The sequence below is a fragment of the Megasphaera sp. AM44-1BH genome (assembly GCF_003467125.1).
Classification (GTDB): Bacteria; Bacillota; Negativicutes; order Veillonellales; family Megasphaeraceae; genus Megasphaera.
This window is the reverse complement of sequence record NZ_QSFA01000007.1, coordinates 22929-47556: the sequence shown is the minus strand read 5'-3', so window position 1 is coordinate 47556 and position 24628 is coordinate 22929. Positions and strand designations below refer to the sequence as shown.

Here is a 24628-nt window from a genome sequence, read left to right as displayed (position 1 = left end):
TGATTTTATGACAAATGAAGAACTCGCACGGCGCTCTACGGCTGTGCGTGAATATGTCGTCAAGATGCTGGCTGCTGCCGGTGCCGGCCATCCCGGTGGTTCTCTTTCCATTGTGGAAATCCTGCAGGTTTTATACGGGGAATTCATGCATGTCCGGCCCCAGGAACCTCACTGGCCCGGCCGCGACCGGCTCATTCTCTCCAAAGGCCATGCCGCACCAGCTCTCTATGCGACGCTTATGATGCATGGTTTCTTTCCAGAAGAGGAATTGTGGAATCTCAGGAAATGCGGCGCCATGCTTCAGGGCGTACCCGATATGAACCGCACGCCGGGTATCGATATGTCCACGGGGTCGCTGGGACAGGGCCTGTCTGCCGGCAACGGCATGGCACTGGGAGCCCGTCTCGATCATGCCGGCTGGCGCACCTACGTCATCTGCGGCGATGGGGAAATCGAAGAAGGCATCATCTGGGAAGCGGCTATGACCAGCGCCCATTTCAAGCTGGATAACCTGACGCTCATCATCGACCATAATAAATTACAGCTCAGCGGCGCGTCGGAAGAGGTCATGAATATCATGCCCATTGCCGATAAATTCCGCGATTTCCATTGGCATACCATCACCATCAACGGCCATGATTTTGATGAAATCCGGGCAGCTCTGAAGGAAGCCGGGGAAACGAAAGGCATGCCGACGGTCATCATCGCCGAAACCATCAAGGGCAAAGGCGTCGATTTCATGGAAAACAAAGCCGCCTGGCATAATAAAACACTCGATGCCGCCGAAACGAAAAAGGCGCTGGAAGAATTGGAAGGTGAATCATAATGACTATGTCTACACGGGACGCTTACGGTCATGTCCTGGAAACGGAAATCTATAAAAATCCCGATGTCGTCGTCGTCGATGCCGATATCGCCTCTTCGACACGGGCAGAAAAATTCAAAAATAAAGCACCGGAACGATTCTTCAATGTCGGTATTTCCGAACAGGACCTGATGGGTACCGCCGCCGGTCTGGCTGCCGTCGGAAAGATTCCACTGGCCGGCTCATACGCGCTGTTCACGGAACGGGGACTGGAAATCACCCGCAACTCGATTTGTCTGCCCAATCTCAACGTAAAGATCATCGTCAGCCACGGTGGCCTGACCATTGGCAGTGACGGCGCAACCCATCAGGCCATCGAAGACATTGCGCTCATGCGCAGCCTGCCCAATCTTTCGGTCATCGTCCCATCGGACGCCTGGGAAACGGAAGAAGCCGTCAAGGCCGCCGTCGCCCATAAAGGCCCGGTATATATCCGCCTGGGCAAAGATGCCGTTCCCGATATCCATCCAGCCGGAAGCACCTTCCAATGGGGAAAAGGGCAGATTCTCCGCGACGGCATCGACGTAGCCCTCATAGGGACAGGGCGCATGACAGCAGCTGCCCTCTCCGCTGCAGATCAGCTGCGTCAGGACGGGCTGGAAGCCATGGTCATCAATATGCCGACCATCAAGCCCATCGATGCCGATCTCATCGAATATGCGGCCCGCAAAACCGGACACATCGTCACGGCAGAAGAAGGTACCGTTCTCGGCGGCCTCGGTTCTGCCGTAGCCGAAACGCTCGTGCGACGCTATCCGGTCCGTCAGGAATTCATCGGCGTACAGGACACATTCGGTGAATCGGGCTCCTCCGAAGACCTTCTGAAAAAATACGGTCTCACCGCAGAGGATATCGCCGCTGCCGCCCGGAGGATACTGGCATAAACGTCTTAGCTTCTATACACACAAAAAAACAGCAGGTACGGGAATCTTCTTCCCATATCTGCTGCTTTTTTCGTATTTAAAATTCCCGGACAAATTTCGCGTGGGTCTGCTCCATCCCTTCCCGCATATAAAAGCGGTGGGCATGGACACGGGCCTTATTGCTGGTCACTTCTATGAGGACGCACTGCCGTTTTACTGCTTCTTCTTCGGCCAGGCGCACCATCTGAGCTCCGGTTCCCTGGCTGCGCGCGGCTTCACTGACAAAAAATTCCACGATTTCCGCACAGTTTCCGCAGTGATGCAATTGTCTGTCAAACCGCAAATTCAATACGGCATATAGCTTTCCATCGTTTTCAGCAACGAGGCAGTAGTAATCATCATTTTCCATCTGTTCTGCATAAACCCGGGCAAACATGTCTCTGTCCAGTTCCCGCCGGACGAGCTGGCAAATGAGCTCATAAACGCCCTGAAGGTCGTGAATCGTACCTTTTCTAAACATGGTAGTACCTCTCTTTTTCCAAATGTGTTTGAACTGCCATTTATCTATACGGCCTTCCTGTTTCCATTATATCAGGAAAAATCCTTTCCCTGCCAGCATTTACCTATGAGAATAAAGACTAAGATATACGAAATTTGCAAGTAAAATTATTTCTCCCCGTCCCGCGCCGTGCTATAATATATACGCTGATATAGTATAATTTCCAGGAAATCCGAGGTCTTTTATATGAAAATTGCATTTTTCGATTCCGGCATAGGCGGGCTCAGCGTCCTCCATCATGCCATGAAAGTACTCCCTCATGAACAATTCATCTTTTTCGCCGATGAAGACAATGTACCTTATGGGACAAAGACGACAGAACAGGTATTCCAGTACGTCAGCGATGCCTTTTCCTTTCTCATGACCAAAGATGTCAAGGCCATCGTCGTCGCCTGCAATACCGCTACCAGCGTGGCCGTGCGGGAACTGCGCCACCAGTATAAAATCCCCATTATCGGGATGGAACCGGCTGCCAAGAAAGCGCTCGATATGGATACACAGCGCAACCGCGTCCTGGTCATTGCCACGCCGATTACCGTACGGGGACATAAAATCAAAGAGCTCATCGAAAAATACGATACAGAAAGTCTGGTAGACCTTCTGGCCATGCCGGATCTCGTAGAATTCGCAGAGCACATGGATTTTTCTTCGCCGGCTGTCGAAGAATATATCCGTCGTCAGTTCGCCCCGTATGATTTCAGCAAGTATGCCAATCTCGTCCTGGGCTGCACCCATTTCAATTATTTTAAAGAAACGCTGCGCCGCATCCTGCCAGACCACGTCCGCTTTGTCGATGGCAATGAAGGGACGATCCGCGAACTCATCCGCCAGCTCGATTACCGCAAAGGGCTGGAATACCTGCCTCAGACCGTCGAATATTATTATTCGGGAAAGGCCGTCACAGAGCCTCATGAATTGCAGCGCATTGACGCCTATCTGGACCAGCTGGAACGGGTCTACACTATCATCTGATATTTTGCAATATGGCAGGTCCCGGTCTGCCACAAATAAAACAGGAGCTGTCTTCCCCCGATTGAGAAGACAGCTCCTGTTTTCGTTCTATTTAGTTTCAGCCGGCAATAGCCGCTTTTTTCTTTTTCATCCTCATCTGCCAGAAGAGGATGCTGCCGAAAATGACGATGCCGATGCCATCGGTGATGCTGCCCGGCACAATCATGAGCAGGCCTGCCACAAACAGCAGTACCCGTACGGGAACGTTGCAGTGATCTGCCAGATACCCGATCATAGACGAGCTGAGGCCTATCATGCCCAGTACGGCCGTAACCGTCGCCATAACCATTTCTACGGGCGTCGCCTGGATCATGAGGAGGACCGGCGATACGACAAAGATATACGGAATGATAAAGGCCGCTATGGCCAATTTGGACGCGTTGACCCCGGTCATGAGGGGATTGCCGCCACTGATGCCGGCTCCTGCATAAGCTGCCAGGGCTACTGGCGGAGTGATATCGGCAATAATCCCGAAATAGAAAACAAACATATGCGCCGCAAGAACGGGAACGCCCAGTTTTACCAGGGCAGGAGCGGCAATCGTCGCCGTGATGACGTAGTTTGCCGTTGTCGGTACGCCCATGCCCAGTATGAGGGCCGTAATCATGGTAAAGAACATGGTCGGAAACAGCATACCGCCAGACAGGTCAATCAGGGCCGATGCCAGTTTCAGCCCCACACCGGTCTTGGTAACGACGCCGATGATGATACCGGCTGCCGCGCAGGCAATGAGTACGCCGAGGACGCCTTTGGCGCCTTTTTCCAGCCCCTGGATGATCTGGATGGGCTTCATGCGCGTGGCCTTGCGGACAAAGGATGCCGCAATGGACATGATGATGGCAACCAGAGCCGCCCGCATGGGCGAATAGCCGGCAACCAGAAGGTAGACAATCGCGATGAGCGGCAGAGCCAGATGGCCCCGTTCTTTCAGGATGGTCCAGATCTTGGGCAGCTGCGAGCGGGGAACGCCTTTCAGATTGTTGCGTTTCGCTTCGAAGTGAACGCCAAGACAGATACCTGTAAAATATAATAATGCCGGAATAACGGCTGCCTTGACGATATCAATATAGGGAACGCCGACAAATTCTGCCATGAGGAAGGCCGCAGCCCCCATAACCGGCGGCATGAGCTGTCCCCCTGTGGATGATGCCGCTTCTACGGCACCGGCGAAATTCTTATGATAGCCTAATTTCTTCATCATAGGAATGGTGAAACTGCCTGTCCCGACGACGTTGGCAACGGAACTGCCCGATACGGTCCCCATGAGAGCACTGGAAATGACGGCGACTTTGGCCGGACCGCCGCTGGACCAGCCGGCAATGGCGTTGGCCAGGTCAATGAAGAATTTTCCCAGGCCCGTCGCTTCCAGATAGGCCCCGAATAAAATGAACAGGAAAATAAAGGTAGACGATACGCCAAGTGGAATACCAAATACGCCTTCCGTCGTAAAATACAGGTGTCCCACCAGTTGTTCCGGTGTCAGCCCCCGATGAGCCAGGACGCCCGGCATATAGGGACCAGCGAACGCATAGGCCAGAAAGGCCAGCACCACGCAGAGCATCGGTTTCCCTACGGCCCGCCGCGTCGCTTCCAGAATCAGCAGGATGCCTATACCGCCTACGATGAAGTCAGTCGTCGTCACCGTACCGGAACGCAGCACGAGTTGCTGGTATTCCAGGACGATGTAGGCCGGCGAAGCCGCCCCCAGGATAGCCAGCAGGATATCCAGCGGATGGATTTTGCCGCTTTTCAGCCATTTTTTCCGCGTCGGATAGAGCAGAAATATCAGCGCCATGCCAAAGCCCAGATGTACAGCTCGCTGCAGTTGGGCATCGAGCACGCCGAACGCACCGGTATACAGCTGAAATACGGAAAACGTAATGGCAATGGCCGAAACAACTTTGGCCATAAATCCCTTGTAGTTTATCGTATTGGATTCATTATCATATTTTTTCAACACCTCATCGGCGAGTTGTTCCGTCGATTTTTCACTCATACTTCTCTCTCCCTTACCTGACCATATCCCGCATATACTGGTACAACGGGGCTACCCTGATATCCACAGCACTGCCATCGGGCAGGTATTGATATACGGGGCACGTCGTATCGTCTATAGTGACGGTCAGTTGTGTGCCAACGCCTGTCCGCAGATGAAGCTGCGGAAAATGCCGTTCCATATGGTCCATGATGAAATAATCACCTTCGTGGCGGAATGTTCCATCGCTTTCCATAAACGGCAGTCCGACGCCGAAAGACTGGTACTTCGTTTTATGAAGGCAGAAGCCATCAGCCTGGTCGTTGACGCTGAGGTATTCCCAGACAGGCGTTTTCTGCACGGAATGAATAAAACGGATGGTCACTGCCATACCCGCCCGGGCCGGCCGGTCCAGCAGCCGGGATCCACCTCCGTAGAGGAAGAGCCACGGCTGAAGCAGTACCGGTGACAGGACGAAGAGGAGCAGGCACAGCAGATAACCTCCCGTCAGAATCCTGATGCGCATACAGGATTATTCTTTAAAGAATTTTTCAGCGCCAGCATTCATCGGAATCGGCATACCTTTCAGCGCGCCTTCCTTGGTGATGAGCTTGCCGACAGAATGAGCTTCTTTCAGGCGGTCCAGGTTGGTAAAGAGTGCCTTGGCGATATCATAGCCCATCTGATCATCGACTTTATCCGATGCCACGAGCATAGCCATGACGGAAACAGTCGATACATCTTCATCAAAGCCGGCATAGGTACCTGCCGGGATGACCGTCTTGGTGTAGAACGGATACTGGGAAATGAGCTGATCGGCTTTATCGGGATCGACAGCCAGGATGCGGATCTTATTCTGGGATGCCAGATCCTGTACAGCAGCCGTCGGGAAACCGGCCGTCAGGAATGCCGCATCAACGTTGCCGTCTTTCAGGGCACTGGAGCTTTCACCGAAGGACAGGTACTGGACCTGGATGTCATCGTAGGTCAGGCCATAGGCAGCCAGGATCTGACGGGCATTGGCTTCTACACCACTGCCGGCCGCGCCTACGGAAACGCGTTTGCCTTTCAGATCGGCAATGGTCTTGATACCCGACGATTCAAGGGTGACAGCCTGGCATGTTTCCGGATACAGGGCGGCAATACCGCGGAGATTATCGACTTTCTTATCCTTAAACATTTCGGTGCCGTTGGCAGCATAATAGGTGATATCGTTCTGAATGATGGCCAGGTCGATGGATCCGTCTTTCAACATATTGATATTGGCAACGGAAGCGCCCGTACTCTGGGCAGTGGCATTCATGCCTTCGATGTTCTTATTCAGGATTTCAGCCATGGCACCGCCGATGGGATAATACGTACCGGCCGTACCACCGGTGCCAATATTCAAAAACTTCTTCTGGGCACCGGCTTTATTATCCCCACATCCGGCGAGAGCCCCTACGACTACGACAGCGGCCAGACCAATGGCCAATACTTTCTTGAGCGAACTGAACTTCATATTGCATCCCTCCCAAAATTTGCGTTCCTGGACAAAAAAAGGCCTCCAAACCCATCCTCGATTTGTACGGCCCCCTTGCCTCATTCTGCATTCTGTTTTCCTTATACGAAAATTATAAATGTATAGTTATGTCTTGTCAATAAATTTTTTCTAAAAAATTATTCTTCTAGATTAAACGTTTAAGTAATGGTAATTTCCTATCATATGGTAAAATAAGCTAGTCGGTTTCCGCATAGTAAAATTTAATCTCATGAAAAAAGGAGAAATTTGCATAAATACAAATTTCTCCCTGTTCGTAAGTACAAACTAATTTTTCTGTTTTTTGTCCATTACGCCGATGCAATTGTTCCCTGTTCAATTTCGAACAAATGAATCGTATCCGTTTCCCCCGCCAGCAGTTTCTGTACTTCTTCTGCCAGCTTCCGCGTTTCCATGGAGCACGTAAAGAGGAATATCTGTTCTTTCCTGCCCAGATCGGCCAGGAAACGGATGGCTTCTTTCTGCCGTTGTTCGTCGAAACGGACGAGGATATCGTCGAGGATGATCGGCATCGGTTCGATCTGCTTGGAAAAGGCCATGGCCAGACTCATGCGGATAGCCAGGTATACCTGGTCGCCGGTGCCGCTGCTCCATTCCTTTTCGGGGATACGCCGGCCCGTCCCATCGACGGCATAGAGCTGCCGCCCGTCAAAGCTGGCCTGAAGGGTATAGCGGCCCTGGGTCATGAGGTGGAGATAATCGCCGGCCTGGCGGATCACCAGCGGCTGGCGCACCCGTTCATAATAATTCTGGGCTTCACCGAGCATATACTGGGCATACAAGAAGGTCAGCCAGTCGTCGGTCTTCCGGTCGAGTTCCGTCTTCCGGTTCTGCTTTTCCTGCAGCAGCCGGCCTGATTCTTCACTCTTTGCCATCTGACTGAGCCGTTCGACGATGCTGCCTCTCTTTTCGGCTACAGCGGCCAGTTTCTTTTCCGTGTCGGCAATTTTGCGTTCATAATAGGATTTTTCGTCTTTCCAGGTCTGGCAGTCGTGTATCTTTAATTCATGACGGAGCTGGGCCAGATTCTTGGGCGTCTTGGCGATGAGCTTGATATGGGCTTCCGATTGTTCATATACTTCTTTATACTGATGGAACTGACGGAATTTCAAAACTTTGCTGCGGAATTCCCCTGCCGTCTGGGAGCCCGTTTCTTTCAGGATTTCTTCTTCCTGATGACGGCGTATATCCCGTTCTTTCTGCCATTTTGCCAGTTCCTGTTTCCGTTCTTCCTGCTGCCGGTCCTGTTCCCTGGCAACTTCTGCCTGGACGCGGATTTTCTGCCACATCTGGTAGACCCGTTCGATGCCTTCCGGCGATACGTCCTCACTGACGCCGACTTCGCGGAAAATCTGTTCGGCACTGTCCTTCAGGCGGCTGATGCGGGTCAGGATATCTTCTTTGCGTTTCTTCCATTCCTTCAGAGACGTACGGGCATGCTGGTATGCATCCCAGGCTTCTTTTGCAGCCTGGACATCTCCCGTTTCCAGTCCGGTGAACCCTGTCGTCTGCTGCCAGGCCTTCCAGGCATTACGGCAGTTTTCCAGCTTATCCGCCCAGCCTTTGCCTTCCTGTTGCCATTTCTGGTAAATGGCATCGTACATGACCTGCTGTTCTTTTTTCCAGGCATCCTGGGATTCTCTCGTCTTCCAGTCCATGTATTCCTTGCGGACGCCGTCGAGCATCTGATTCCAGGCCGCATTGTCCTCGTCTGTAGAAATTTCCAGGCCCGCATCATCCGCCATGGCCGAAAGGCGGGTCTGCAATGTGGCCAGCTGGCCTTCCAGTTCACTGATGCGCCGCGGCACACGCCGTCCATCCGACCGCTGTTTGGCAAAGGCAGCAAGGGCCAGCAGTACGCACAGGACAGCGGCACCGCCGGCTATCATGAGATCGAACTCGTAGAGAACGACCGATGCTGCAAGTCCTGCCGCAGCCAGCAGAAAAAGCAGGCCCAGCGCCAGAAAGCCATGGCTCGTTTCTGCCGGGTCTTCCTTCAGCAGGCGCAGCAGTTCCTGCGTCTTTTCCCGCTCTATGAGCGTATCCTGGATGGTGACGACCGATTTTCCCAGTTCCTGCCATTCTTCAGGCGTCCGCTGCGTCCCGTCAGACTCGCCGGTCTTAAGCGAGGCACTGACATCTTTCGGCCGGGCAGCCTGCCATTTTTCTTCTTCCCTGGTATACGTTTCCAGATTGTGGGCCAGCGTCAGGGCCCGGTTCCAGTCAGCCTGTTCGGGGACCTGCCCTCCGGTCCATCCGGCAAGGGTCTGGCTGTACTTATTTTCGTCGTACTGCCAGTCCATTTCCTTGTCTTCATGATCCGTCAGTTCTTCCTGTCCCTGCTGCCACTGGGGCATGTTATGATACAGTTCATCAATCTGGGAACCACAGATGACCCATCGGTTCCATTCCTGTTTGAAAGCCGGCCCTTTGCGGCTGGCCGCTTCCAATTCCTTTATTTTTTCATTGATTTCCCTGATTTTACGTTCCAGTTCTTCCCAGCGCTGAGCCCCGTCGGCAGGGAACTGTGACACGTCGGCCAGTTCCTGCATGTGTTTCATGGCATCCTGGCCCCGCTTGTACACGTCCCAGGCCGCCAGCGGCATGGCTACTTTTTCAATCTGCTGCTTCGTTTCTTCAATGCTCAGGCGCAACCGTTTCTCGATCTCATGGGTCTGCCGTTCTTTTTCCTGCAGCGATGCAAATTCGTCTTCATCATACGACAGCTCGTGGATTTTGCGGTCGAACTCGCGCTGTTCCTGCAACAGGACGTTGATGGGTTTCTTTCCCTGATGGGACGCGACGAGCAGCTCTCCCATCTGCCGCGTAAAATCACGGCGCACGGCCCCCATGCGGACGCCGCCTTCAATGCTGAAAAAATGGCTCCGCACTTCTTCATTGGAGAGAATCTTAAACCCCTGCAGGTCTTCGAGCCCCATGGCAAAAATCTTGTCATAGGTGCCCCGTTCCAGACTGTGCCACCAGAGCGTTGCCGGTTCTTCGTGGATCACTTCGTCGCCATCGGCAATATAGGACTCTTTTTCGTTCCGGTAAATCCGGTATTCATGGCCGTCTTCCCGGCGTATATCCATGTGTCCGAAATACCCCTTCCATTCACCCCGGGGATAGCCAAAAAACATGGAGCGCACGTATTTCATCAGCGTCGTCTTGCCGCTTTCGTTCTGGCCATGCATGACAATCAGGCCTTTTTCCGGCGGCGTCCAGGATACATTATGATAAATACCGAAATCATCTAAATTCATCTGTATAATTTTCATATCTTATCCTCTTCTATCTTCCAGCAGCTTCTGCATGCCCAGCCATTTGGCTTTTTCGAACGCTTCCAGGATCCGTTCGTCAGAAATGCTCTTTCCGTACGCTCCCAGGCGTTCAAATTCCGGCCGCTGTGACAAGATATCACGCAGGACCTTCAGCTTTTCTTCCTGCGGCAGCGCATCGAGTTTGTCTGATACGTTGAGGTAATCCCCTACCGTATCGGGCAGTTTGCTCCGTTCACCGGCATTGATCCTGGGGCGGGCCATGTTGCGCAGCCGCTGTACCATGACGAAGGCATATTTTCCGGCTTCTTCTTCCCGCCAGGCATCAATCCAGTATTGTGTCGCTTCCGGATTATTGATGACCTGGTACATACTGCCCGAGCCGGTAAAATTGATTGTGAGGAAAGTGGGTTTGCCACATTCCCGGCGCACTTTTTCTTTAGTAAAGCGCACAGCATCGCGCAGTTCCGAAACCGATTCGGCGTTGTCGATCGGCACATCGGCCGATTCCCAGCGGACGATGCTGGTGTCGATGAATTCCATATGCACCGTTCCGTACGGGCCCACTTCCACATAGTAGCAGCCCCTCGGCCCCGTCTCTGTGCAATCGAGCCCCTGGGGATTGCCGGCATAGACGACATAAGGCTTCTCTGACAGGACCTGGTGCTTGTGCACGTGTCCCAGGGCCCAGTAATCCATACCGCTTTCTTTCAGGTCGGTCATACTGCACGGGGCATACGGCGACTGGGCAGTGCCGACCTGGGTATGAAGGAGCCCGATGGCATAGCGGTCGGCAGCAGTCCTGCGGAAGTTCCAGGCCAGATTGTCCCGCTGCTCGCTTTTGGCATAACTCTGGCCGTATACGGCAGCCAGTTCTTCCCCGTCTACGATGAGGGGAATCCGTTCGACCTTTTCCGTGCCAAAGACGTGTACATTGGGCGGAAAGGGAATCCGCGCCTTCCAGGCTTCCAGCGGATCGTGATTGCCCAGTACGGCAAACACCTGTATGTGATGCTGGGCCAGCTTGTGCAAAAGGCGCACATAGTCGAGCTGTGCCGTCAGGTTGTGGCTGCTGCTGGTATAGACATCACCGGCAATCAGCACGGCATCGACTTCTTTATCAATCGCCGTCTGGACGATTTTCTGAAAGGCCCGGACCGGCGCCTTGCCGACGATACGCTGCCAGCGTTCATCGACCATGGCAATATCATGAAAGGGACTGCCCAGATGCAGATCCCCGCAATGTATAAAACGCAAACTTTTGGCCATTAGTCTCCTTCTTTCTCTGACCAGGCTGTTTTTAGTGCTCCCACAGCGTCTTTCAGCTGGCCGCCGGGAATTTTGGAAAAACTCAGAAGAAATTCTTTTTCTGTCTCCAGATTCCGGTTTTCATAAAACGATTGTACCGATAAGACACGGCAGCCTTTTTCTGCTGCCTTTTTCAATAACCGTTCCTCCGTATCCTGGCTTTTCAGGGTAATGTGGCAATAGACGCCGGATACGATGCGGCTGACGCGGATGCGGTCCCCAAAGGCTTTCACCAGGAACCGCTCCATGAGCTCTCCCTTTTCCTGATAGTCTTTGCGCAGACGCCGCACCTGCCGGGCCAGTTCCCCGCTGCGGATATATTCGGCCAGGACACATTGTTCCAGCACAGAAGACCCCTGACGGAATAAAGCGCGGCTTTCCCTGTACCGCATAAGAAGCGGCGGCGGAAGGACCATATAACTGAGGCGCACAAAAGGCGGCAGCACTTTGGACAGCGCCCCCATGTAGATGACGCGGCCGGCCTTGTCCATTCCCTGCAGGGCCGGCACGGGGCGGCCATAATACCGCAACTCACTGTCATAATCGTCTTCGACGATCATGCCGTCGTAATCGCCGGCCCAATGAAGCAGGTCATAGCGCATCCCGGCCGGCATGACCGTCCCTGTAGGGAACTGATGGGACGGGCTGACATACACCAGGCGCGCGCCGCTCTGTTTTAGTATATCCATGTCCAGCAGTCCGTCCCGTACCGGCACAGGCTGCAGGGAAAAGCCACGGCTGCGGAATAACTCCCGTCCCAGTCGGAATCCCGGTTCCTCTACGGCAATGCGCTCAAAGTCCGGCTGGAGCAGGCTGGTAAGGACAGCCAGCAGCGGTATCGTCCCCGATCCGATGAGGATGGATTCCGGGTCAGCATGGACGCCGCGGCTCTGATAGACGTATTCGCTCAGTGCCTGCCGCAGGACGGGAGCCCCCTGCTCATCCTGATTGGCCAGAAGGTACGCCGGCTCACTCAGGACGCGGCTCATCAATTTGCGCCAGACCGCCATAGGGAAGCGTTCCATGTCCATGTCGCCACTGCCAAAATCATAGACGACTGGCGGCAGTGTTTCCTGTTTTTCCTGCTGCCGGTACACAGGCCGTTCCTTTTTCTGCGGGAAGGCAATATCGGCGACTTCGTACCGCGCCTTGGTGCGGCGGATGATATATCCCTCGCTGGCAAGCTGATAATAGGCTTTTTCAACGGTCATCTTGCTGACGCCGGCCCGCTGGGCTAATTCGCGTACAGACGCCATTTTCATCCCCGCCGGCATCCGCCGGGCCGTGATTTCATCACGGTAATACGTATATATTTGTACATAGTACGGTATTTTGCTATGAGTATCGATCTGCAGCATATGTCCCCCGTCAGGATTGAAACAAATTTACGATAAGCCTACCCTTTATTGTATCGAAAAACAGTTCTGGTGAAAAGAGCAGATCGTCACATTTATAAGAGAAACCCTGCCAAAGCAGCCAGATTCTGTCAGTTATCGGCTACGGCCGCTGCAATGGCCGCCCCGACCGACGGTCCGTCGTAAATCAGTGCCGCTTCTACAGGAATCCCCTGCTGCCGGGAACGCCCGTTCCGGGCAGCGCAACCATACAGAGCGTCATCAAACATGAGGAGCCCTCCCCGGATATGGCTCAGGAGTCCCCCTTCGATGGCAATGGACTGCCGCGCAATATGACCCTTGGGATACAGATGCTGCAGGATGCCATAGCAGGCAGCACCGGAAAGCTGGGCAGTCCGCACGAGAATAGTCCCGGCCAGATTACGCAGCGGTTCGACGTCGGCCGGAGCGATGATGCGGTTCAGCAGCCGGCTCAGGCGCAGACGGGCATCATCGGGATTTCCCGCCGTTACGATCCGGTTCATTTCCGGCGTCGTGCACGGCGGAATATCGTCGGTATTAAAATAGGTCTTCAAAGTCTCCCGGTAAATCGGTCCGAGATAGGCGCCACTGATCATTTTTTCCAGCATGTGGTGCCCGGGAAGCCGTGTTGCTTCATCTACCCGTTCATCCCACTTGTTCCGCGGCATTCCATCGAAATCGCCGGCTTCCAGATTGATGGCCATCGATTGCTTTGGTTCATAAAAACAGATATTAAAACCCGTGCCGCAGATGACGCCGATATGGGTATGACGGTACTGATAGGCCGCCGCCAGGAGTACCGCCGTCGTATCATTGATCAGCGCTACCGGACGGATCTGGTCGAGGCCGCGGCGCCGGAGCGCCTCCTTCAGCAATTGGTTGATATACTCTCCTTCCACACCGGAAACGGCCATTTCCTTGGACCACTGGGCCAGGCGCGCGTCATGGCAGTCGGACTGGCAGACGGCGTACGAAAAGGTATGTCCCAGGGCACAGTCTATATTGCCACCGGCCGCTTCTTCCACACAAGAGGCAATGAAATCAAAAAGTTGCTCCGCCTGCGTTTCCTTCGTCGTATAATCGTATTCTCCTTCTTTGCGGAGAGGATGGGACACGATTTTATCGATAATAAAACAGTGTCCTCCCAAAAGGCGGATGCGGGATGCACGCACATTGGTCCCGCCAAAATCCAGTGCCAGATAGGTTCCCTTCTCCCTGCCGTCAGGCAGGTCCATATACGACGGCAGGGAAGAAAGGGACGACGGGGCGCCTGTTTCCGCTGCTTCCAGCTGCTGTCGGAATGCTGCCGCAAAATATTGCAGCTGTTCGTCACTCCAATAAAAATGCTGCGCAATATTCATCCAGTTTCCACTTGCTTTACAGCCCATATAGAATCCCCCTGTCTGTTTCGCTATCGTTATAAATATTATACTACATACAGGATACGCAGGATATGACTATGTAAAATTTTTGTCTCTTATGCTATTTTGTGATACATTGTACATTGACAATTTTCGATAATCCACTATAATGGGACGTAGAGTGAGACCGAAAGAGGCCGCACGAAGGGGTACACCACCTTGGGTGTAATTCTTCGTGCGGCTTTTTTATTTTTTCTATTCCCCACGCGGAAAGGAGATCCAGTATGGTCAGGATAAACGGCAATGACGTGGCCGCGGCCGGACAGAATCTTCAGGCGTTCCTCGAAAAAGAAGGCTATCGCTGCGACCGCATCGCCATCGAACTGAATGGTACCATCGTACCGCGCAGGACCTATGCCGACGTAATCCTCCACGATGGCGATTCTATGGAAATCGTCCATTTCGTAGGTGGCGGCTGATACGGACAACATACGGCTTTTTCATTCTATTTTATGATGTTAAGGAGTGTTTCCCATGGCAAATGATGACAAACTCGTACTTGGCGGTCATGAATTTACATCCCGCTTTATCTTAGGTTCCGGTAAATTTTCAGTCGATCTGATTAAAGCTGCCGTCGATCAGGCAGGTGCCCAGATCGTCACCATGGCTCTGCGCCGCGTAGAAGCAGGACAGAAAGACAATATCCTCGATTTTATCCCCAAAGGCGTTACGCTGCTTCCCAATACCTCGAGCGCCCGTACGGCCGAAGAAGCCGTCCGCATCGCCCGCCTTTCCCGTGAAATCGGCTGCGGGGATTTCATCAAAATCGAAGTCATGCGCGACTCCAAATACCTGCTTCCGGACAATGCCGAAACGATAAAAGCGACGGAAATACTCGCCAAAGAAGGGTTTATCGTCCTGCCCTATATGTATCCGGATCTGTACGCTGCCCGGGCTCTCGCCGATGCCGGTGCCGCCGCCATCATGCCCCTGGCATCTCCTATCGGCACCAATAAAGGCCTGAGCACGCGTGACTTCATCCAGATTCTCATCGATGAAATCGACCTTCCCGTCATCGTCGATGCCGGTATCGGCCGTCCGTCCCAGGCCTGCGAAGCCATGGAAATGGGCGCCGCTGCCATCATGGCCAATACGGCTATCGCCACAGCCGGCAACCTGCCGCTCATGGCCCAGGCATTCCGCAAAGCCATCGAAGCCGGCCGTGCCGCCTACCTCGCCGGTATGGGACGCGTACGGGAAACGGCTTCGGCTTCTGATCCGCTGACAGGATTTTTAGGGGACTAAGGGAGGCTTTCTTATGGAACAGAAACGTATCGATCATATGAAATATCTGCCCGGCATGGAAGTGCTCGATTCGGACATGCTCAGCCAGGTCCTCCGCTATCATGACGCCTTCCGCGATGAAGACTTTACCAGCAAGGACGTCGAACTGGCCCTCAGCAAGATGCGCCTCGACCCGCACGATTTCATGGCACTCCTTTCTACGGCCGCCGCTCCCTACCTGGAAGAAATGGCCCAGAAAGCCCACATCGTCACGCGCCGTCATTTTGGCAATAACATTTCCGTCATCACGCCGATTTATTTTGCCAACTATTGCGACAATTACTGTATCTACTGCGGGTTCAATTCCCACAACAAGATCAAGCGGGCCCGCCTGTCGGACGAAGAACTGCACCGGGAATGCAAGAACATCGCCGATGCTGGCATCGAAGAAGTCATCATGCTCACCGGCGAAAGCCCCAAGATGAGCGATATCAAATACATCGGCAACGCCGTCAAAATCGCCCGCCAGTATTTCCGTGCCATCAACATGGAAATCTATCCGGTCAATTCCGATGACTACAAATATCTCCACGAATGCGGCGCCGATTACGTCACGGTCTTCCAGGAAACGTATAATTCCGATAAATACGAAACACTGCACCTGGCAGGCAACAAGCGTATTTTCCCGTATCGCTTCTACGCCCAGGAACGGGCTATCCTCGGCGGTATGCGCGGCGTCGGCTTCGCGGCTCTCTTAGGGCTCGACGACTATCAGAAAGACGCCGTAGCGACAGGCATGCACGCCTATCTGATGCAGCGGAAATATCCTCACGCGGAAATTTCCCTCTCCTGCCCGCGCCTGTGCCCGATCATCAACAATGATAAAATCAATCCGAAGGACGTAGATGAACGGAAACTGACCCAGATCATCTGTGCGTACCGTCTGTTCCTGCCCTACGCCTGCATCGTCGTTTCCAGCCGTGAAAGCGCCAAATACCGCAATGCCATCATGAAAATCGCTGCCACCAAAGTATCGGCCAGCGTCTGTGTCGGCATCGGCGGCCATCTGGAAGATGACGGCAGTGAAAAAGGCGATGAACAGTTTGAAATCACGGACAACCGTCCTTTCGATGAAATGTACGCCGCAATCAAAAGCATGGGCCTCCAGCCGATTACGAGCGAATACATTTACTTATAACCTTGTTTGCAGACGCCGGAATATCCGGCCGGCGTTTTGCCATATACTAAACATATCCAATTTTCCTGCCAGCCCTATCCACCTGGCAGGGATAGCAAAAAAGGATTGCCGCACCCAGTCGTGCTGCAATCCTTTTTTGCATGGCTTCCTATGGTCCCCTCAGGGAGTATCAATACGTTAACTTTAGTTGTATTATGCACGTCCGGTCAGACCGTAGCCAGTGCCTGTTCCAGATCGGCGATGATATCTTCCGGATCTTCCAGCCCGACAGACATGCGGATCATACCGTCTGTAATACCGGCAGCTTCCCGCACTTCTCTGGGAATCATGGTGTGTGTCATGGCTGCCGCCTGTTCTACCAGCGTTTCCGTGTCGCCCAGGCTGACGGCCAGGGTGCACAATCTGAGGTGATTGATGAAGGTCTTGCCCGCTTCCAGTCCGCCTTTGACATCGAAACTCAGCATACCGCCACCGCCGCGCATCTGCTGTTTTGCCAGCTCATACTGTGGATTGGACGGCAGGAAGGGGTAGCGGACAATGTCAATCTTCGGATGCTGTTCCAGATACTGCGCAATCTGAAGGGCATTGGCATTGTATTGTTTCATGCGTACAGTCAGCGTCTTGAGCCCCCGCGTGGCCAGGAAAGCAATCTGCGGTGCCATGACGGCGCCAAAGTGCATGAGCGTGCCGAGGCGGCAGTCGCGCAGGAATCCTTCATCGTTGGAAATGACCGCTCCCCCCAGAAGGTCGCCGTGACCGCCGATGTACTTGGTCACGCTCTGTACGACCCAGTCGGCTCCCAGGTCGAGAGGATTCGTATTGTACGGTGTGGCAAAGGTATTATCGACCCCGACTTTGATGCCGTGCTTGTGGGCAATGGCAGAAATGGCTGCAATATCCGCCATGACCATAGTCGGATTCGCCGGTGATTCGACGTAAATGAGCTTCGTATTGTCCTTGATGCCCTCTTCCAGTGTATCCAGATCCTGCGGGTCAAAATCTCCCACTTCTACGCCGAACCGGGGCAGGAAATCGCGGGTAATATCTTCCGTACCGGAGTATTTGGCCTTGCAGAACAGCGCATGGTCGCCAGCGCGGACACTCATGAAGATGGCCCCTGCCACAGCTCCCATGCCCGATGCATACGACACGGCACCGAGACCATGTTCGGCGGCGGCTATCTTTTTTTCAAAATAGTCATTGCTGGGATTGGTAATACGGCTGTAGGCAAAGCTTTTGGCATAATCATCGCATGCCTTGACAGCGTCGTCTGTGGAGTCGAAATAAAAAGTCGAAGTCTGATAAATGGGCGGCACTAAGGCACCGTAGGCATCCCGCAGTTCTCCGGCATGAATGTTGACCGTAGACGGCCCGTATTTCGTTCTGTCAAAATCAGGATGGCGCATTACACTTAAACTCATGTTCATATCCCCTCTTCATCATAAATTTTACTTATTCCCCCGTCGTCCCTACGACGGCTTTATCGTGTCCCGTTGCCTTATAGACTACGGCACCGATGACAAACCCGATGATAAACGGCGTAATCCAGCCGAATCCAAACGTCGAAAGCGGTGTTGCTGCCACAATAGCTTTGGCAAAGCCAAGACCGGACAGGCCCGGCAGGGATTCCAGCAGCGCATAAATAGTAACCAGATATACCGATCCTTTATAAGCACCGTCATTCGGTACGACCTTCACCAGGACGCCCAGGACGAGCAGTGCCAGGCACGGCGGATAACATACGCCAAAAATCCAGCCGACGTAGGTGACGATGCCATCGACGCCGAGAAGAGCTGTAAGAGCCGAAAGGATGCTGCATGCGACGGCTACTTTTTTATAGCTGACCTTGCCCGTAACGGTGCTGGTAAATTCCGCAACGGCTGCTACCTGGCCGATAGCCGTAGTCAGGCAGGCCAGGACGACGGCTATGCCCATGGGGACCATGACCCACGTGCCGACGCGCTGGATAATAGCGACGAGCAGTTCCGCCCGGCCGATAGACTGCGGATAATCACCGCTGACACAGGCACCCATATACAGCAACGACCCGTAGATGATGAGAAGCAGGACGAAGGCGACGATGCCGCAATAGATGAGGACCTTATTGCGCTGGGCAATAGTCGTATAGCCTTTTCCTTTAATCGAGCTGATGAATACGGCTGCCATAATAAAGCTGACCAGGACATCGCCTGTGTTATATCCGCCCAGGAAGGCATTGACGAACGGTTTCGCTACCTGTGGTTCAATAGGCGTTCCCAGGGGATGGACGATACCCATAATGGAAACGATGACCAGGATGAGTGCCAGAAGAGGCGTCAGATAGCGGCCCATACGGTCCATGACGTTATTCTTATCTTTAACAAAGAAGAAGCATATAATGAAATATATGATGACCAACGGAATGAACGGTGCTCCCGGCACATTGCCCTGTACGCCGAGCTGGATAGCCGTGGCGCACGTCCGGGGAATGGAAACGAAGGTGCACACAAACATCAGGGCCGCCAGCAGGACATTATACGTATACTTGCCGACATGATCCGTAATGGCATGGACATCGCCGTTCAGCCCGATGACAATCAAGGTGAATATAGGAAGGAAGATACCGGAAAGCGTCAGGCCGGACAGGCCGGCAAATACAGCAGAGCCGCTATTGAGGCCCAGCTGGGGCGGGAAAATGAGGTTGCCTGCCCCGAAGTAAGTAGCAAAGAAAGCAAAACCGAGGATGAAAATATCGAGAATCTTGATACTGCCGTTACCGGGAGAAGAATTGCCGCTCATCATACATACCTCCTTATCATCCCCATCCGGCCCTTCCGCTTGCCGGGCCGGGCAGGGGACACGCGAAAACGGAACTTATAATTTTGCCAGCGCCTGATCGAAATCGTTCAGGAGATCGTCTGTGTCTTCCAGGCCGGAAGACAGGCGGATCTGACCGTACATGATGCCAATCGCCGCCAGTTCATCTGCCGATAGGTCGCGGTGGGATGCTTTCGGCGGATAGGTCAGAGTCGTGCACGTACCGGCCAGTGTCGGCACGAAATGAACCAGTTTCAGATTGGCAATGAGTTTGTCGATCAGTTCCATACCGCCTTTGAAATTGACGCTGAGCATACCGCCATATCCGTTGCCTTCAAACTGCTTGTCTGCCAGTTCTTTGCTGGGAGACGAATCCAGTCCCGGATAGTAGACTTTTTCTACTTTGGGATGCTGTTCAAAAAACTTCGCCAGAGCCAGCCCGTTCTGGCTCATTTTCTGCACGCGAAGCGGCAGCGTCCGCAGGCTGCGGGCCAGGAGCCACGATTCCGTCGCACCCAGATTGCCGCCGTACAGGCCGAGATAGAAGCGGATCGTATCAATCAGCTTTTTCGACCCCAGCGCCGCGCCGCCTACGATATCGTCATGGCCACCCAGGTATTTCGTCGCACTGTATAAAACGAGGTCGGCCCCGAATTTCGCCGGTTTGGCCACGATAGACGTAGCAAAGGTATTATCGATAAAGAGCAGGGCGCCGTTGGCATGGGCCACCTCTGCCAGATGACCGAGGTCCGGGACGGACATGAGCGGATTGGCAATGGTTTCCCCGTAAATGACCTTCGTATTGGGTTTGATATAGTCTTCCGGCTTCTGTGTATCGAAATCGATGAACGTCGTTTCGACACCCCACTTGGACAGTTCATGCTTTAAGAAATAGAACGTTTCCCCGTACAGTACGGGAGAAGCCAGTACGTGATCTCCCGGTCTGAGTACTGCCAGAAGGGACGTCGTGATGGCTGCCATGCCGGAAGAAAAGACCAGGCCCGTTTCCGTCCCGTCACCGGCTGCCAGGATCCGCGATGCCGCGTCGGCATTAGGATTTCCCAGGCGGAAATAGGCGTATCCCGGTGCCCCTTCATCACAGATTTTATCCATGGGTTCAATGGAATCAAAAATATAGGCCGATGACAAATAAATAGGGAACGTTTCCGGCACGGTCAGTGCCTTATTCATTTCATAGCACATTTCCCCTGTTCCCGTATGCATATACGTCGTAGCAGTACCTCTGGCCATGATGATGATCTCCTTTCAAAATACAGATGATTTGTTGTATGACTTTTCCGGAATCGTCAATTGTCTTTTTGTTATCTTTATTATATCGTCATTGTCCTTAAAAATATATGCATCAAGTGGCGTATATGTAGTAGCATTTTAGGAGTAATTCCAATGCTATATACTCCTTTTGCACTCTTCTTATACTCCTTTTATGAAAAAAAAGACTGCCCCATCAAGCAAAAAAAGCTTAATAGGACAGTCCAGGTCGTTTCCCGTATGCTATGCCTGCATGCGCTGCCAGGTCCGGATGGCTTCTATGAGCTGCATCCGGCTGCGCACGCCGAGTTTTGTAAAAATATGATGAAGATGCTTTTTGGTTGTATACTGGCTGATGACCAGTCTGCGGCTGATATCTTCCGTCGAATACTGCTGCATGACCAGACTGGCAATCTCGCTTTCCCTGGGCGTCAGTCCCAGCGCCGTAAGCTGGGCGTATTCCGGCTCTGCCGGCAATTCAGCCCCGGCCGCTCCGGTCCGTTCATGACGCAGGCGGATAGCCAGATGATCCTTCAGCCGGTCCAGTATTTCAATCTCATTATCGGTAAAATCCCGCTGCCGGGCCGTCCGGTAGAGAATGACTTCCCCCAGCAGTTTCCATTCGTCGGTCAGGACGATGCCACTATAAAACTGGACATCGTTGGGCAGCAGAAAGGCCGTCCGCACTTCCGAAACGGCATCGGTCGCCTGTTCATCGGGCGTGACAAGATCACTGCTGCGGTAGGCCATAGTACGGCGCAGACTGATGACGCGGCGGCAGATGCCGTTTGTATTGATCAGCCTGCCATAGGCTTTGACAATCTCCGGATCCATGTTGATAAAGACCGGCGATTGCAGGACAAGCTGCCCCTCTGCGTCTTCATGAAAGAGAAAAAAAGCCGCCCGTTCAAAGGGAACGATATTGCGCAGGGCTTCCAAAAAATACCTCTCCATATCCTGCACCGCATCCGTACCGTGGATCAGCAGGGATAATTCATTGATTCCCAGCCATTCTGAATTCGTCAACATACAGCCACCTTCCATCTGCCAGTCCTGTTCCCGACCCGGGCAGCACCGGTCCCAATCTGTACTTTCATGCATCTCCTAGAATTTCATTCTATCATACTTATATCACATGATACAATCACTGTTCGTATATTATACATTATATTATGTTTACAAAAAAAATAAAGTTTCATATATCCGTTATTTATTTCATATGGTTATGAATAGTCATCTATGCGATATATGCATTAATTTATCGTAATTTGATATGGAATTTTTCCTTTTTTTATGAGTTTACCTCATAATATGGAGGATAATTTATTGATACTCCATGAAAATAACGGTATAATAGATTATATTGTTAACAGTTAGGACAGTATAAAGGACAAAGGTGATATATTGTGTTGAAATTGATTGCTGTAACGAACCGTGAGTTATGCAGACAAAACTACTGGGACCATATGGAGCAGATAGCCGCTTCTGATATTGACAGCATTATTTTGCGTGAAAAAGGTCTCGATGAAGAAGAATACACAAATTACGCAAAAAAAATGCAGCGCCTGTGCAATCTGCACCAGAAACGGTGTGTCCTCAATTATTTCGGCCGCGTCGGCGTCAAACTCCATATCCCCCGTTTCCAATGCCCACTGGACTATTTGCAGTCCCATACGGCGATTACCTATTATATGACCAGTCTGGGAGTTTCCGTACACAGTGCCGATGAAGCCCGTCTGGCAGAAGAACTGGGCGCTCATTACATCATTGCCAGCCATGTACTGCCGACACCGTGCAAGCCGGACCAGCCGCCTATCGGCCTTGAGGAGCTGCGCAATATTACCAGTGCCGTCCACGTTCCCGTATATGCCCTAGGCGGTATTACACCGGAAACGCTGCCACAGCTTGCCGGTATTCCCATCGCCGGCGTCTGTGTCATGACCGGCCTCATGACCTGTGATGACGTACCTGGATATGTACAGAGACTGCGTCAGGCCATGCAATAGAAAGGATGTCCTATTTCATGAAACAAGCCTATATTATCATCGACATGCAAAACGATTTCATCGACGGGGCTCTGGGTACGAAAGAGGCACCTCTCATCGTACCGCGCATCGAAGCCATTCTTCAGGCTGCCAAAAAAGATGAATCCCGGGAAACGGATTTTATCTTTACCCAGGATACTCACGGCGAAGACTATCTGGATACGCAGGAAGGGCGTAAGCTCCCCGTTCCCCATTGTATCCGCGATACCCATGGCTGGCAGATCTGCCGGGCCCTTCTGCCGTACACGCTCATGGCACCGGTTCTGGAAAAACCGACATTCGGCTGCACCCAGCTCGTCGAAGAAGCGGCGCCCTACGACCGTCTCGTCCTCATGGGACTGTGTACGGATATCTGCGTCATTTCCAACGCCATGCTCTTAAAAGCCTATTTCCCGGAAAAGGAAATCGCCGTCCAGAGCGACTGCTGTGCCGGCGTCACGCCCGAAAGCCATGCTGAAGCCCTGCGCGCCATGAAACGCTGTCATATCGACATTATCTGATCCAGGCCAGACCGTCTTTCCGGCGGTCTGCTTTTTGCGTCATCGCATCCGGTATTTGTATTCTATTTTATCTATATTATATGTATTTATGTTTTGACATATGTCATCATCACCAGTATAATAAAGACAGAGTATGGTACGCCATGCTCTATATCGTCATGGTGAAAGGAGGAGTTTGTATGCCGCGTCCCCAACGCTGCCGCCGTGTCTGTTCTCTGCCCCGTCAGGAATCATTTACTCCCGACGGAAAGCAAAATGATTGTGATACTATTGTAATGACCGTCGATGAATACGAAGTCATCCGCCTCATGGATCTGGTCGGCCTGACACAGGAACAGGCCGCTGTACAGATGGATGTAGGCCGTACGACCGTAACGGGAATCTATGAATCGGCCCGTCATAAAGTAGCTTTAGCGCTGGTTTACGGCAGACGCCTGCTCATCCAGGGCGGTAAAATCCAGGTTTGTGAACGCGCCGGCTCGTGCTGTAACCCATTCTGCCGGGCTGTCCGCGAAAAAAGGGATACGATCCCACAAAAGGAGCATGATACACAATGAGTGAAAACTGTAATCACGACTGTTCCAGCTGCGCCAGCAACTGCGAAAGCCGTACGGAACCACAGAGCCTGCTGGCAAAGCCCCACGAAGGCACCCATGTCAAACACGTCATCGCCGTCGTCAGTGGCAAAGGCGGCGTCGGTAAATCCCTGGTCACTTCCCTCATGGCCGTCCAGATGCACCGCCGTGGCTTTAAGACAGCTATCCTCGATGCCGATATCACCGGCCCTTCCATCCCGAAAGTATTCGGTATCACCGACCGGGCTACGGGCAGTGAAGCCGGTATCAATCCTGTCGTCACCAAAGGCGGCATCGAAGTCATGTCCATGAATGTCCTCCTGGAAGATTCGGCCTCGCCTGTCGTATGGAGAGGACCGGTCATTTCCGGGGCGGTCAAACAGTTCTGGACCGACGTACTCTGGGGCGACATCGACTACATGTTCGTCGATATGCCTCCGGGAACGGGCGATGTCCCCCTGACCGTATTCCAGAGCCTGCCCGTCGATGGCATCCTCGTCGTTACATCGCCGCAGGAACTGGTTTCCCTGATTGTCGAAAAGGCCCTGAAGATGTCCGAACTGATGCACATCCCCGTCCTCGGCCTCATCGAAAACATGAGTTACTTCGAATGCCCGAACTGTCATGAAAAAGTAGAAATCTACGGCCCGAGCCGCGTCGATGAATCGGCTCAGAAATATGGCATCAGCCATACGGCCAAACTGCCTATCGACCCGGCCTTTGCCGCCCACTGTGATAAAGGCGACATCGAAAGCTACAAGGCCGACTACCTGTCCGATACGGCTGCCTTCCTCGAAGGTGTGCTGGGTAAATAAATCCCGTTTT

General features: G+C 52.9%; 22 protein-coding genes. 10 read left to right on the top strand and 12 right to left on the bottom strand.

The genetic code is table 11. The features are described from left to right. Positions 1-7 precede the first annotated feature (7 nt). Entirely contained in the window at positions 8-826 is an 819-nt protein-coding gene (locus tag DW949_RS06455; protein ID WP_118022425.1) for a transketolase, read from the top strand. Further along, positions 826-1749 carry a transketolase family protein gene (locus tag DW949_RS06450; protein ID WP_118022424.1) on the top strand — a complete coding sequence of 308 codons (924 nt, stop codon included), beginning with the start codon at positions 826-828 and terminating at the stop codon, positions 1747-1749. The genes DW949_RS06455 and DW949_RS06450 overlap by 1 nt, the downstream gene beginning before the upstream one ends. 76 nt (positions 1750-1825) lie before the next feature. Here DW949_RS06450 and DW949_RS06445 read toward each other — a convergent pair whose 3' ends face one another. Continuing rightward, positions 1826-2248: a GNAT family N-acetyltransferase gene (locus DW949_RS06445; RefSeq protein ID WP_118022423.1), complete on the bottom strand. Its 423-nt coding sequence runs from the start codon at positions 2246-2248 to the stop codon at positions 1826-1828. 225 nt (positions 2249-2473) lie between these two features. On the opposite strand from DW949_RS06445, the gene murI reads away from it, so the two are divergent. Then, positions 2474-3259: a glutamate racemase gene (murI, locus tag DW949_RS06440; RefSeq protein WP_118022422.1), complete on the top strand. Its 786-nt coding sequence runs from the start codon at positions 2474-2476 to the stop codon at positions 3257-3259. Between the two features lie 97 nt (positions 3260-3356). Here murI and DW949_RS06435 read toward each other — a convergent pair whose 3' ends face one another. From DW949_RS06435 to DW949_RS06405, 7 genes are all read right to left on the bottom strand, one after another. Continuing rightward, on the bottom strand, positions 3357-5294 hold the full coding sequence (locus tag DW949_RS06435) for a TRAP transporter permease (protein ID WP_118022421.1): 1938 nt from the start codon (positions 5292-5294) through the stop codon (positions 3357-3359). A gap of 13 nt (positions 5295-5307) precedes the next feature. Further along, on the bottom strand, positions 5308-5799 hold the full coding sequence (locus DW949_RS06430) for a DUF1850 domain-containing protein (RefSeq protein ID WP_118022420.1): 492 nt from the start codon (positions 5797-5799) through the stop codon (positions 5308-5310). Between the two features lie 6 nt (positions 5800-5805). Further along, positions 5806-6774 (bottom strand): TAXI family TRAP transporter solute-binding subunit, encoded by a 969-nt coding sequence (locus tag DW949_RS06425; protein ID WP_118022419.1) that lies wholly within the window; start codon positions 6772-6774, stop codon positions 5806-5808. Positions 6775-7103: 329 nt separating this feature from the next. Further along, complete coding sequence (locus DW949_RS06420; RefSeq protein WP_118022418.1) at positions 7104-10091, bottom strand: AAA family ATPase; 2988 nt, start codon at positions 10089-10091, stop codon at positions 7104-7106. Positions 10092-10094: 3 nt separating this feature from the next. Next, a complete protein-coding gene (locus DW949_RS06415) occupies positions 10095-11360 on the bottom strand; it encodes a DNA repair exonuclease (protein WP_118022417.1) in 1266 nt (421 codons plus the stop codon). Then, positions 11360-12757: a PLP-dependent aminotransferase family protein gene (locus DW949_RS06410; RefSeq protein ID WP_118022416.1), complete on the bottom strand. Its 1398-nt coding sequence runs from the start codon at positions 12755-12757 to the stop codon at positions 11360-11362. The genes DW949_RS06415 and DW949_RS06410 overlap by 1 nt, the downstream gene beginning before the upstream one ends. 128 nt (positions 12758-12885) lie before the next feature. Continuing rightward, the gene (locus DW949_RS06405) at positions 12886-14163 is read right to left on the bottom strand and encodes a hexokinase (RefSeq protein WP_118022415.1); all 1278 of its coding nucleotides are present in this window, start codon (positions 14161-14163) and stop codon (positions 12886-12888) included. A gap of 257 nt (positions 14164-14420) precedes the next feature. Here DW949_RS06405 and thiS point away from each other — a divergent pair, with 257 nt between their 5' ends. From thiS to thiH, 3 genes are read left to right on the top strand one after another with little or no spacing between them, the layout of a single operon-like run. Further along, positions 14421-14615 (top strand): sulfur carrier protein ThiS, encoded by a 195-nt coding sequence (gene thiS / locus DW949_RS06400; protein WP_118022414.1) that lies wholly within the window; start codon positions 14421-14423, stop codon positions 14613-14615. A gap of 55 nt (positions 14616-14670) precedes the next feature. Further along, positions 14671-15441, top strand: a complete 771-nt coding sequence (locus tag DW949_RS06395; RefSeq protein WP_118022413.1) for a thiazole synthase — start codon at positions 14671-14673, stop codon at positions 15439-15441. A 13-nt stretch (positions 15442-15454) separates the two neighbouring features. Further along, on the top strand, positions 15455-16618 hold the full coding sequence (thiH, locus tag DW949_RS06390) for a 2-iminoacetate synthase ThiH (RefSeq protein ID WP_118022412.1): 1164 nt from the start codon (positions 15455-15457) through the stop codon (positions 16616-16618). Between the two features lie 206 nt (positions 16619-16824). Here thiH and DW949_RS06385 read toward each other — a convergent pair whose 3' ends face one another. From DW949_RS06385 to DW949_RS06370, 4 genes are all read right to left on the bottom strand, one after another. Further along, on the bottom strand, positions 16825-18039 hold the full coding sequence (locus DW949_RS06385; protein WP_233539512.1) for a PLP-dependent aspartate aminotransferase family protein: 1215 nt from the start codon (positions 18037-18039) through the stop codon (positions 16825-16827). A 31-nt stretch (positions 18040-18070) separates the two neighbouring features. Continuing rightward, a complete protein-coding gene (locus DW949_RS06380; protein WP_233539511.1) occupies positions 18071-19399 on the bottom strand; it encodes a branched-chain amino acid transport system II carrier protein in 1329 nt (442 codons plus the stop codon). A 72-nt stretch (positions 19400-19471) separates the two neighbouring features. Next, on the bottom strand, positions 19472-20665 hold the full coding sequence (locus DW949_RS06375; RefSeq protein ID WP_118022409.1) for a PLP-dependent aspartate aminotransferase family protein: 1194 nt from the start codon (positions 20663-20665) through the stop codon (positions 19472-19474). A gap of 261 nt (positions 20666-20926) precedes the next feature. After that, positions 20927-21712, bottom strand: a complete 786-nt coding sequence (locus tag DW949_RS06370) for a LuxR C-terminal-related transcriptional regulator (protein WP_158570648.1) — start codon at positions 21710-21712, stop codon at positions 20927-20929. Positions 21713-22089: 377 nt separating this feature from the next. Between DW949_RS06370 and DW949_RS06365 the strand changes: the two genes are divergently transcribed. From DW949_RS06365 to DW949_RS06350, 4 genes are all read left to right on the top strand, one after another. Continuing rightward, on the top strand, positions 22090-22689 hold the full coding sequence (locus DW949_RS06365) for a thiamine phosphate synthase (protein ID WP_118022407.1): 600 nt from the start codon (positions 22090-22092) through the stop codon (positions 22687-22689). Positions 22690-22706: 17 nt separating this feature from the next. Further along, positions 22707-23228 carry a cysteine hydrolase family protein gene (locus tag DW949_RS06360; protein WP_118022406.1) on the top strand — a complete coding sequence of 174 codons (522 nt, stop codon included), beginning with the start codon at positions 22707-22709 and terminating at the stop codon, positions 23226-23228. Positions 23229-23407: 179 nt separating this feature from the next. Beyond that, positions 23408-23785, top strand: a complete 378-nt coding sequence (locus DW949_RS06355) for a DUF134 domain-containing protein (RefSeq protein WP_118022405.1) — start codon at positions 23408-23410, stop codon at positions 23783-23785. Continuing rightward, positions 23782-24618 (top strand): Mrp/NBP35 family ATP-binding protein, encoded by an 837-nt coding sequence (locus DW949_RS06350; protein ID WP_118022404.1) that lies wholly within the window; start codon positions 23782-23784, stop codon positions 24616-24618. Before DW949_RS06355 ends, DW949_RS06350 begins: the two co-directional genes overlap by 4 nt. The last annotated feature ends 10 nt before the right edge of the window (positions 24619-24628 follow it).